The 11930-nt window shown below is 42.2% G+C and carries 6 protein-coding genes and 1 rRNA gene; 2 read left to right on the forward strand and 5 right to left on the reverse strand.

The genetic code is table 11. From position 1 onward, the window contains the following. Nucleotides 1-777: 777 nt before the first annotated feature. Together murQ and H6G97_RS25660 are read right to left on the reverse strand one after the other, a co-directional pair. Nucleotides 778-1704: an N-acetylmuramic acid 6-phosphate etherase gene (gene murQ / locus H6G97_RS25655; protein WP_190943432.1), complete on the reverse strand. Its 927-nt coding sequence runs from the start codon at nt 1702-1704 to the stop codon at nt 778-780. A 95-nt stretch (nt 1705-1799) separates the two neighbouring features. After that, nucleotides 1800-2228 carry a DUF3110 domain-containing protein gene (locus H6G97_RS25660; RefSeq protein WP_190943433.1) on the reverse strand — a complete coding sequence of 143 codons (429 nt, stop codon included), beginning with the start codon at nt 2226-2228 and terminating at the stop codon, nt 1800-1802. Nucleotides 2229-2493: 265 nt separating this feature from the next. Between H6G97_RS25660 and H6G97_RS25665 the strand changes: the two genes are divergently transcribed. Then, a complete protein-coding gene (locus H6G97_RS25665; protein ID WP_190943434.1) occupies nt 2494-8505 on the forward strand; it encodes a translocation/assembly module TamB domain-containing protein in 6012 nt (2003 codons plus the stop codon). A gap of 161 nt (nt 8506-8666) precedes the next feature. Here H6G97_RS25665 and H6G97_RS25670 read toward each other — a convergent pair whose 3' ends face one another. Continuing rightward, entirely contained in the window at nt 8667-9596 is a 930-nt protein-coding gene (locus tag H6G97_RS25670; RefSeq protein WP_190943435.1) for a carbohydrate ABC transporter permease, read from the reverse strand. 135 nt (nt 9597-9731) lie between these two features. Between H6G97_RS25670 and H6G97_RS25675 the strand changes: the two genes are divergently transcribed. Then, a complete protein-coding gene (locus H6G97_RS25675; RefSeq protein WP_190943436.1) occupies nt 9732-10394 on the forward strand; it encodes a GIY-YIG nuclease family protein in 663 nt (220 codons plus the stop codon). A 244-nt stretch (nt 10395-10638) separates the two neighbouring features. Here H6G97_RS25675 and H6G97_RS25680 read toward each other — a convergent pair whose 3' ends face one another. Both H6G97_RS25680 and rrf read right to left on the reverse strand, forming a co-directional pair. Further along, nucleotides 10639-11418, reverse strand: coding sequence for an ABC transporter ATP-binding protein (locus H6G97_RS25680; protein WP_190943437.1), 780 nt, complete (start codon nt 11416-11418; stop codon nt 10639-10641). Nucleotides 11419-11744: 326 nt separating this feature from the next. Continuing rightward, nucleotides 11745-11862, reverse strand: a 5S ribosomal RNA gene (gene rrf / locus H6G97_RS25685). Nucleotides 11863-11930: the final 68 nt, after the last annotated feature.

Consider the following 11930-nt stretch of genomic DNA (forward strand, 5'->3'; position numbering starts at 1 on the left):
CCATTAAAAAGCTAAACATTAAAAACTTACACTAGTAGAATACGGCATAAATCCAGCTACCATCTTAATTAATTAGACAAGTTTCTTAAGTCCCTTGTTAAAGGTAAATAACACTTTTATCACAGCGTCTAGATAGTGATAAGTGCAGATACGTTTGGTATATAGCGGTCTAAATCAATATTATTAAAAGCAAGGTAAATGGAAAATAGCAAAAATGTTACTACTAAAGAATAATCTATCTAGCATAGAGTTTTTATTGCCAGACTTTACTTTTCTGCTAATATTTATGACTCAAGTGGGTTGCCATAGTCTACATCATGATGTACAAAGTATTGATATCTCATCTTAAGAATTTTCATACAAAATTATATCCGTATAAGTTCTGAATTTTTATTTAAAAAAGATTAGAAGTCTCTAGGGAGTTGGGTTTTAGTTATTGAAATTGACAATAGATGTTAAAAATATTTATTTAAGTTTACTATTTTTAACTATATTAGTTAATGTCAGCTTTTCTAGAAAATATTTTTTTGAAAAACAGGTATGCTACTAAGACAAGTAGCAGTCATATTATAAGGTTGACATTTCCAGAATTAAAGTGACGCGCATCTAAATTTGAGAATTTAGCACCTGAACCCGTTTGCTGCCTTAAATTACTTTGTAAAAATAGCTGACGAACAGCTTAAATATGCTTTATCCAGAAACCTTGTAGAGACGTAGCACTGCGACATCTCTACATTCTTTTTGACTAGATATCTAGTATTTATCTAGAAAATTCTTTCAAGGTTGCTTATGGTTTTGATAGCTGACAACAGCTGCCCTAAGATTGCTTTGGTGTTCTGAAAGAAGCCGATCGCCTTCCTCTTTTTCCAAACCAGTCCAGTGCATTAATAATGCTAACTTCACCCATTTACCACTGCGTTCTAATAAAAAACCAGCGGCTTCCCGATTTAAACCTGTGAGGTCTTGCAAAATTCGCAAAGCGCGATCGCGTAACTTTTGATTGGTTACTGCTACATCCACCATCCGATTACCATAAACTTTGCCTAGCTGCACCATCACCCCAGTCGAAAGGATATTTAAAGCTAATTTAGTGGCTGTACCAGCTTTGAGGCGAGTTGAGCCGGCGATTATTTCTGGCCCTGTCAAAAGCCGAATGTCAATATCGGCATCAAAGCTAACTTGTTCTGCGGGAACACAGGCGATAAAAATAGTCTTGGCTCCTCGCTGACGAGCAGCACGAAGCGCACCGTGGACATAAGGCGTTGTCCCACCTGCGGTAATGCCAACTACAACATCTAGCTGGGTAATTTGGCGTTGAGCGATCGCAGCCTCACCATCTTCGATGCTGTCTTCTAAATCCTCCGAACTGCGTACCAGCGCACCCGCACCACCAGCAATAATCCCCTGTACCAACTCTGGAGGTGTACAAAAAGTAGGTGGACACTCAGCAGCATCTAACACCCCTAACCGACCACTTGTCCCTGCACCGATATAAAATAGGTGTCCTCCGTGGCGCAAACGCTCTGCGGTGCTATCAATTGCTTGTGCCAACTGAATTTTCGCTGCTGCAACTGCTGCAACTGCCTTTTGGTCTTCGTCATTAAACAACTCCACCAATTCCAGAGGGCTGAGCTGGTCTAAGTTTAGACTGTTAGGATTTACCAGTTCGGTTAAAAGATGTCCGCGTTCCTGCAAGTTTGTCATTTGTTTTTTGTCCTTTGTCCTTTGTCCGTTGTCATTAGTCAGTTAGCGACCAATGACCAGTGACCAGTGACCAAGGACTAATGACTAATGACTAATTACAACAATCCTTCCAATTTGCGACGCATCTTCTCTAGTTCAGAATCAGACAATTCTGGTTCTTCTAGTGGCTGTTGATTGAGAGGGAAGGTGTCTTCAACAGTATCCACCTTCTGGGCATCTGCTTGCCAGTCGGTTTCTTCTACGTTCAGTTCTGGGGGAGTGACAACTAAATTGCTGTTTTCTGGAATAATTTCCCACTCATAGCCAGCACTTTCGCAAAATTCCTTGATTTCCTCAGCATCGATCGGTTCTGGTGTCGGCGCAGGGAAATCCTGAGCTTCTAACATCAGGGCAAAGCGCGTGGCATCATCTTCTGACTCGAACATCAGAATTTTATTGCGCTCGCCTTCCCGAATCGTGTGAATCCCCTCATTTTCCGTTCGAGCATTAAAAATTAACACAAAGACACGCATTGGTGTAATCATCTGTCTTTTTTAAGGTCTATCCATATTAAAGTTCTACGTTGTGCCTCAGCGAAAGTCACAGGAACTATTTTCACTCTATTCAGATCAGATTTACCTGAAAACGCCAATATTATGAAGCATAAGTATTGGATTAAGCAAATACCGTAACTTAACCAATGAGGTCTTGGGTTTAGTTGGCGTATCCTGGAAATGGCATACTGAATCAGCGTGCCAGTTAATGCTTGTGTGTACCAGCGACATCTGGCAATTAATACTGTAAAAGCAAATGACTAAATCTCCCAATCAAGATATTCTCTCCCCGTGCCCTATCCGCAAGCGTCTGTGGTTGCTGGTGTTGAGTCGGGGTAGCATTGCTTTGGGCGGACTTTTGCTGTTAGGAGTTATTGTTGGTATTTATCGGTTGTGGACTTTTGTCCAAACTGAGTTAACACCCTTAGCACAAAAAAGTCTCACTACTACACTCAACCGTCCGGTAAAACTGGGAAAAGTCACACAATTTTCGTTGACGGGAGTGCAATTTGGGGCTTCAGCTATCCCAGCCACACCCACAGATCCAGATCGGGCCGCAGTTGAAGTTGTAGAGGTGGGTTTTAACCCCTTACAACTAATTTTTAACCGACAGCTAAAGCTAGATGTTACCTTAGTCAACCCAGATATTTATATTGAACAGGATAACCAAGGGCGGTGGGTTTCCACTAATATAGCGCCGTCGCGTGAAGGTGGCGCTATTAAAACCGATTTGGACAAATTACGATTTCGTAATGCCAAGCTGGCGTTAATGCCGCAGAAGAGGGCAGGGGGAGATGAGAGAGCAGGGGAAGAAGCAAGGGAGCAGGGAGCTCTTAGCAGGGGAGAAGAGTTTTCCCCTCTGCCCCCCTCACCCCGTCCCTCTGCCTCTTCTCCTGCTTCCCCCGTAACATTTTCTCAAATCAACGGTTCTGCCCAACTTTTAGCAAATAACCAGTTGATCAGGTTTGATGTGGGGGGTCAAGCAGACAGTGGTGGCAGTATTTCTATTCAGGGAGAGACGCGTTCTAGGGTGCTAGCAGGCAACTTTCAAGTGCGATCGCAAGACTTGCTGGCTGAGGATATTAGTCGATTAATTAAATTACCAGTGAACTTACAGGCGGGTCGAGCCAATGGCGACTTGTTAGTTAGGTTAACACCAGGACAACAGACTTTATTGTATGGCAGCGCTGCTGTGCAAGGTCTAACAGTTCAAATACCCAAAGTCCCACAACTGTTGACCGATAGCCAAGGAAATCTCCGCTTCCAGGGAACGGAGTTGCAGTTAGATAATGTTACTACCAACTACGGCAAAATTCCGGTAGTGGCTACGGGAATCATCGACACTCAAGCAGGCTTTAAGTTGGCAGGGCGAGTAAATGCGGTGAGTTTGGCTAATGCCCAAGAGACTCTGAAGGTAAAACTGCCTCTGCCGATCGCTGGACAAGTACAAGCTGATTTGCAGATTACCGGGTCAACTAAAGAGCCAATTATCTCAGGCACAGTTACCACTATTCAAACTGCTCGGATTGACAAAGTTGATTTTAATAGCATCAGTAGTAAGTTTGAGCTTGCGACTAGTTCCTCTTTAATTACCCTGAAAGATATTCAAGGTAAAGCTAAAGTTGGTGGTAATATCACGGGCGCTGGTACAATTCAACTCGGTAAAAACCCTCAACTGGATATAAATTTCGCTGCCAAGAATCTTCCAGGGGATGCGATCGCAAAAGTTTATGACATAACGCCCACTTTCCAAATTGGCAATGTCTCAGGTACTGCCCAATTAACTGGCGCTCCTACCAATGTCCAAACTGCGGTACAATTTCAGGCTCCTAATGGAACTTATCCCGGAACTGGTGAAGTTGCGTTCTCCTCTGGAGTTGCCGCAGGCATCGCTCCAAATCGCAACGTCTCTTTCCGCAATGTGGCTCTGAATGTGAGTGGTGGTACAGTCCGGGCAACTGGTAGTTACGCCAATGAGCGTTGGCAAGCTGTGGCTGTTGCGTCTGGGGTCAAGTTGGAATCCTTTGTAGACAAAAGTCAACTGCAAAATGTCTCTTTGGCGGAAGCACAGTTTAATGGTCGTCTCATTCTCTCAGGCAGCACAGCACCATTTAAAATTGCCACGATTCGCAGTTATGGTGCAGGAGTTCAAATTGGTGGCGGCACAGTTGCAGTTTCTAATATCCAACTGCAAGACCAAAGCTTTTCTGCTCAACTTGTAGCTAATGGTGTACGGTTGGGGCAAATATTGAAACAGTCTCCTCCAGCTTTAAATAACCCTTTAGCAGGTACGTTCCAAATCGCAGGCAACAGAGATAATTTCAGCCTGAAAACCCTCCGTGGTAGTGGTGAAGGTCGCCTTGCTATTGGCGGTGGTACGGTTACAGCCTCTAATATTCAAGTGGCTAATGGTATATATCAGGCGCAAGTTCAAGCAAATAATGTTCCTGTACGGCAGTTAGCAACAGTACCAAAGCAGTTCCAGGGAGCATTAACTGGTCAGTTCAATGTAGCGGGTTCTGTTGATTCTTTTAAACTGCAAACTATTCAAGCCAACGGTCAAGCGCGGGTAAATGTTGCGCGTGGGACTATTACAGCCTCTAATATTCAACTTGCTAATGGTTTATACCAAGCGCAAGTTCAAGCAAATAATGTTCCTGTGCGGCAGTTGGCAGCAGTACCACCGCAGTTCCAGGGAGCCTTAACTGGTCAAGTAAAGGTCGCGGGTTCTGTGGAGTCCTTCCAAGCGCAAACTATCCAAGCTAGTGGTCAGGGACGGGTGGATGTTGCAGGTGGAACTATTACAGCCTCTAATATTAAAATTGGTAATGGTTTATACCAAGCGCAAGTTCAAGCAAATAATCTACCGTTGCAGCAGTTAGCAGCAGTACCACCGCAGTTCCGAGGGATGTTAACTGGTCAAGCAAACATAGCGGGTTCTGTTGAGTCCTTTCAACCGCAAACTATCCAAGCCAGTGGTCAAGGAAGGCTGGATGTTGCACGTGGAACGATCGCAGCCTCTAATATCCAATTGGCTAATGGTCGCTATCAAGCTGTAGTTAATGCCTCTGGTGTGGAATTAAATCGGTTAAATCAGCAATTGCGGGGTCAGTTTGGCGGTCAGTTGCAATTAGCTGGCACACTAGGATCATCCAAATTAGCTGATGTGCGTGCTGCTGGACAGGTGCAATTATCCCAAGGTATTCCTGGTTTTGAGCAACCCCTGACGGCTGCGATCGCTTGGAGTGGTGAAAGGCTTACTATTGAGCGAGCAACTGCTCCCGGTTTAAGTGTTACTGGTAACATATTAGCCAATGCAAGAAAGGAAGGTATACCGGAAATTACTGCCCTAAATCTCAACGTCCAAGCGCAGAATTACAACTTAAAACAGTTACCGATCAATCTTCCTAATCAGGTTGCTGTGGCTGGCAGAGTAGATTTTAATGGTCAAATAACTGGCAAGCTGCCCTTGCCAAATGTGGTAGGGCAAATTAATTTACGAGACTTGGTTGTTCAAGATATTGCTTTTGAGCCGTTGTTAACTGGAAACATCGATTCAGCACAGGGACGCGGTTTAAATTTGAACTTGGCAGGAAATAGCGATCGCTTGGCCTTTAATTTAGATGCTAATAATCGCCCGAAATCTTTCTTAGTCAAATGGCAGCAAGCATCAGCCACAGGCAATGTTCAAGGGAATGATTGGGCACTCAAAGTTGCAAATTTCCCGTTACAAATACTGAATTTGACTCCACCACCAGTTACTCGCCTGACTGGTAAAATAACTGGGTTATTAACTGGGGATTTGCTGTTTAATCAGCAGACATTGGCAGCAACAGGAGATTTAGCGATCGCTAATCCGCAAATTGGTCGAGTTAAAGGCGATCGAATAGCTGCTCAATTCCGCTACAGCAATGGTAAAGGCACACTCACTAGTAGCGAATTTGTCAAAGGAAAAAGTAGCTACGCCCTTGTCGGTACTTTTGCTCAAAGCCCTAAAGGCCCTCAAATACAAGGTAAACTGAACGTCAATCAGGGTGAGATCCAAGATGTTCTCGCTGTAACACAGGTATTTGATTTACAAAATTTGCCAGGTGGTTCAGCAGAAATCTATGGCACAGCAGTGGATTTAACCACCATCTCCCAAGGAGTGCCAAATCAACCTTTATTAACCCAAATCCAACGGTTTTCTGAAATTGAAGCTTTGGTAGAAAAACAGGAAGAACAGCGACTTAATTCCACTCCCATACCAGATTTGGCAGACTTAAAGGGGACTTTCAACGGGGAAGTGGCTGTAAATACAGCTACAGCCAATGGATTATCAGTGGATTTTAATTTGAATGGACAAAACTTTGCCTGGGGTAAAAAGGAAGAACGAAAGCGTTATTATACTGCCGACAAAGTGATTGCCGAAGGCAACTTTGAAAACGGTGTTTTGAGTTTGCGACCTTTACGAATTGAATCTGAAAACAGGTTGATTGCCTTTACAGGTAACGTTGGCGGTGATGAACAATCTGGACAGCTACGGGTGAATAATTTTCCGGTACAACTACTGAATAATGTTGTCAAACTACCAGTTGGAATCAGAGGTAATCTCAACGGTACAGCAGCTTTAGCAGGAAGTATTGCTAATCCCCAATCTAGAGGGGAATTGCAAATTACAGAAGGAGTACTAAATCAGAACAAAATAGAGTCAGCGATCGCAAGTTTCAGCTATGCCAATGGGCGCTTAAACTTTAATAGTACTGTAGCAGTTGCTGGGCCAAAACCTGTTGATATTACTGGCAGCATACCTTATAAATTGCCTTTTGCAACCGTTGCACCAGACAGCGATCAAATCACTTTAGATGTGAAGTTAGAAAACGAGGGATTGGCGCTGTTAAACGCATTGACTAATCAAGTAGTATTTGAAGAAGGTGAAGGAGAAGTAGACCTCAAGGTACGGGGAACATTGCAAAAACCCGAAGTAAATGGAATTACTACTGTCAATAATGCTACTTTTTCAGCCCAGGCTTTGCCAGGTAAACTGAGACGTGTCACAGGTAGAGTGCTGTTTAATTTTGACAGCATCTTAGTAGAAAATCTTCAAGGTAGATTTAGCCGTGGAAAAGTAGAAGCTGCTGGAGAAATTCCCATCTTTAACAATGAGAATGTAACTATCAACAATCCCCTGGCTGTTAATCTCGATCAGCTAACCTTGAATCTCAAGGGACTTTACCAGGGAGGTGCTAGCGGCAACTTGCAGATTACTGGTTCTGCCCTTAACCCAGTAATTGGTGGTAAAGTAAATTTATTTGATGGTCAGGTCTTGCTGGCAGAATCTACCGGCACCGCTTCATCTGCAAATAGTAGTATTGGCGTATCACCCACAAATAGCAATAAGCAGAGCAAATCTGAAATTGGGAATGGGACGGGAAATGCGTTGGCGACAGCCTTGCCGTCAGGCATCGCTAGATTTAATAATCTAGATTTGGAATTAGGCAAAAACGTCCAAATTACCCGTGCCCCTATTCTCAGCTTCCGCGCTACTGGTAATCTCATAGTTAACGGCTTAATAAATCAGCCTATACCCGATGGCACTATCCAGTTAGAACAAGGAGGGGTAAATTTATTTACTACCCAATTTAACCTTGCTCGTGGCTATAAACACACCGCAACTTTTAGCCCTTCTCAACCTCGTGACCCTAACTTAGATATTCGGCTATTTGCCAAAGTATTCGATGTAACTCAAAGTAATGACTTCAGCCGGGTAAATACTACAGGGTTATCAGCCTTAGAGAGTGTTCGAGTCGAAGCCACTATCAACGGTCTAGCCAGCAAACTGAATGAAAATCTAGAACTAACAAGCAGTCCCTCACGTAGTCAAACCGAAATTGTTGCTCTTTTAGGAGGTGGATTTGTAGATACTCAAGGACGCGCTGACAGTACTTTGGGTCTGATTAACATTGCAGGATCGGCTGTGTTTAACAATTTTCAGTCAGCTTTTAACCAGATTGGAAGTACTTTTGGTTTAAGTGAACTGCGGATATTTCCCACGGTTATTTCTGAGAATCCCGAAGCTGGAAGAAGCAATTCAACTTTAGAATTAGCAGCGGAGGCTGGGGTTGACATTTCTTCTAAGATATCCGTTTCCAGCATCAAAATTTTGACAACAAATGACCCCTTCCAATGGGGTGTTAATTACCGAATAAACGACGAATTTCGTGTGCGTGCTTCCACTAACTTAGCCGATGACAGTCGTGCAGTAGTGGAGTATCAAACGCGATTTTAGAGAAAAAATAACTGAGGTATGTTGAAAGTGCGAAGGCGCAGTCCAAAATAGGTATCGCTTTCGGATTATCTAAAATTTATTTACTTTCTGTTCTCTCTTCTACTTGCTTCTCAATAGAAGGAATGATTTTTCTAAATTTAATTATTTAAATTTAGGTAATATTAAATTGTGATATTATCATCTCCCTGCGAATTAATAACTAATCGCAAAACTGACAAGCCTAAAATTATCAAAAACAGCACTAGCCCAATCGTGCAAGCATAGCTAATTTCCAAGTTGGTGAAGGCTTGCTCATATAAATAATAAACAATCGTTTTCGAGCTACTAAGTGGGCCTCCTTGGGTCATAATGTATACTTCTTCAAATACTTTAGTGGCAGAAATAGCCGAAATTACCGCCACTAGTGCTAGATACGGCTTCATCAAAGGTATGGTAATATCCCAATGTTTGCTGATACCATCAGAACCATCAATGGCTGCGGCTTCGTACACATCAGCGGGAATTGATTGTAACCCTGCTAAATAAATCACCATGTAGTAGCCTAGTCCCTTCCATACGGTGACAGCCATGACGCTGGCAAGAGAAATTGGTACAATGCCAAAAATTTTTGCTGGGCTAGTTAGCCAAGGAATACCTTCTGGAAAAATACTTAAAGCTTTAAATAATTGATTAAGTAATCCGTTTTCTGCATACAGCCATTTCCAAGCTATTCCCGCAACCACCATTGAAATTACTACTGGAGTGTAGTAAGCTGCTCTAAACCAATTCATCCCCCGCAGTTTCTGATTTACCAAAATTGCCAACACTAGGGGAGCAATTACTAAAATTGGTACTACACCCACAAGATATAAAAAAGTGTTTTCCAAGGTTTTCCAAAAAACTGCATCTTTCCAAAGCTTGAGGAAGTTGGCGAAACCTATCCATTGTGGCAGCTGGGCAATATCTTCATAGCTAGTAAAGCTGAGGTAAAACGCTTGCAGTGCAGGCCAAAAGACTGTTAAGCCCAAAAGAACTAAAGCGGGTAGTAAAAATAAATAAGGGGTCAGTCGCTGTTTGATGAATATCCAATTTTTAGGTGTTAATTGATTCATTTAAGGTCTAATAGTTGTTTTCGCTTTGTCAGAATCTTTAAAAACAAGAATTTGGGGATGTGAATAGATTTAAGCTTCAATATTCTAAAGGCATATATTTGTATAGCGCTAATTAATACTCGGAGATAAACTACGATGGAAACTCAGCACAACCCGCCAATTGAACATCAAAATGTTCCCATAAACCACCGTGGACTACATGAATTTTTGTATAGTTCCGATGACGAACACACCGCCATTGAGGTGAGTATAACCCCTGAACTAGCAAACAATGGTACTGAAATCATTGACCTTGAGGCTTGGAGTGCATCTGCTCAGAACGCTAAAATTGCTGGTGTTTACACAGTATTAGACGCAGAATGCCGCACGCAGTACGTTGGCTATTCTCGGAATGTGTTGCTTTCCCTAAACGCTCATCTTCGCCAAAATGGTCAGCAAAAGTGTGCTTTTGTACGCGTGCAAGCATTCAAGTTCCCCAAGCGTCAAGAAATGGAAGATTTGCGAGATGCGTGGATAGCAGAACTTGAAAGTACACCACCTGGTAATGCAACTGATAGCGAAATGTGGGCTAGCACAGTAGGCGAAGCTACTAAGGCGGTAATGTCAGAGGTGGAACGTCAAGCTTACGAGGAGAAAAAGCTAAAACTGCGGAAAGCAATGGCTGACACAACCCTCTCTAAAGAGTCTGAAACAATAGATGCGAGTATAGCCGAACGTCAGCGTCAACTTGAAGCTGCTGTGACAAATGATGACTGGAGTGTAATTATTGACGCACAGACACAAGAAACCAAGTCTTAGGATGAGTGTTCAGCCCTCTCGTTATTTCTCGAATCGAATACCCCATCCTGTAAATAGATGAGGTATTCAAGTTTTTAGATGAATGTTCTTGCTGGCTTGGCATAAACGCTATGCAGCTTTAAAGATGTTTGCTTAAGGTAGTTTTTTGCCTACAATCACATTTATTTATTATTTTGAAAATAAACAATGTTTATTCCTATCATTTAACCCACGTAGATTAAAAGTCATAACTGTAATTGATTCATTATAAGACAGAGGAAATGGCACAAACTTGTAAACCAACGGGTGTGTGAATAATCACAGATTCTACACCAAATACTTGTGCGATCGCATTTGGTGTCAGAACTTCTTCAGGTATACCAACTTCCCAAATATGACCCTGTTTTAATAATGCAATGCGGGAACTATACCGTGCTGCTAAATTCAGTTCGTGTAAAACTGTGACAATAGTTAAATCCTTCTGCTGATTTAGTTCTTTAAGCAATTCCAATAGTTGCAATTGATAGCTGATATCTAAAAAAGTTGTAGGTTCATCTAATAGTAAAACTTTTGGTTCTTGCGCTAGTGCTAGAGCTAAAAAAGCGCGTTGTCTTTCACCACCTGAGAGTTGTTCGACTAAGCGATCGCTTAATTTTTCTAATTGTGTCTTTTTAATTGCAGCTTCAACTTTGAGCCGATCTCCAGCGTTTAATTCCCATTGCCACCAAATTTGATGCGGTGTGCGTCCTAAACTTACTAATTGTCGCACTGTTAAGCCAACGGGAAGCGTTTGTTGTTGCGGTAATAATGCCAGTTTCTGTGCAACTAGATTTGGAGGTTGAGAGTGAATAGCTTTGCCATCAAGTAGCACTGTTCCATGTTGTGGCGAGAGAATACGACTCACCAATTTGAGTAAAGTAGATTTACCTGAGCCATTAGCACCAACTAAACTCAACCATTCTCCTGTTTGCAGAGTAAGGTTAACGTCTTGGACAATTGGTGTCAAAGCGTAGCCGCCTGTGAGATTTTGTAGTTCAAGTGGCATTTCAGAAAATTAAAAATAAGAAACTTAATATTACGAGATTTGAGTGGGTTAATTTGACACCCTTATACCCAGTTCAATTAAAAAAAGTTATACCGTTTCTTTGTGAAACTGCGCCAAATCTCTTAATTTCTTATTTCTTTGCGTACTTAATGCTCTTGGCAGTTAGTTCTGCACTATAGGCGCATCTTCATACAGAATTGGTATTAGTCACGCTAAAAGTTAGCTGCAATTTTCTTTAAAATATTTTTTAAAATATTTTTTAAATTAAAATCTAGAAAAACAAAACCCTTCTCATTATCTGAGGAGGGTTTTGTTTTGAATTATAAACCTGGCATCGAGCTATTTTTGCGTAGGGCTACCCCTAAACTATCGTGGCCGCAGCAGCGTTTCACCTCTGAGTTCGGGAAGGATTCAGTGTGGTTCCACCGCGCAATAGACACCAGGAAAACTCTGGTTGGTTGACAGTTAACGGTTAACAGTTAACTGTGAACAAAACCCTGAAGACTGCAAGT

Origin of the sequence: Nostoc flagelliforme FACHB-838 (assembly GCF_014698065.1) — a bacterium.
GTDB lineage: Bacteria > Cyanobacteriota > Cyanobacteriia > Cyanobacteriales > Nostocaceae > Nostoc > Nostoc flagelliforme_B.

Excerpts from the sequence above, each read along its gene's own strand:
- murQ (WP_190943432.1), bottom strand. The coding sequence starts at position 1,704 with ATGACAAACTTGCAGGAACGCGGACATCTTTTAACCGAACTGGTAAAT.
- H6G97_RS25660 (WP_190943433.1), bottom strand. The coding sequence starts at position 2,228 with ATGATTACACCAATGCGTGTCTTTGTGTTAATTTTTAATGCTCGAACG.
- H6G97_RS25665 (WP_190943434.1), top strand. The coding sequence starts at position 2,494 with ATGACTAAATCTCCCAATCAAGATATTCTCTCCCCGTGCCCTATCCGC.
- H6G97_RS25670 (WP_190943435.1), bottom strand. The coding sequence starts at position 9,596 with ATGAATCAATTAACACCTAAAAATTGGATATTCATCAAACAGCGACTG.
- H6G97_RS25675 (WP_190943436.1), top strand. The coding sequence starts at position 9,732 with ATGGAAACTCAGCACAACCCGCCAATTGAACATCAAAATGTTCCCATA.
- H6G97_RS25680 (WP_190943437.1), bottom strand. The coding sequence starts at position 11,418 with ATGCCACTTGAACTACAAAATCTCACAGGCGGCTACGCTTTGACACCA.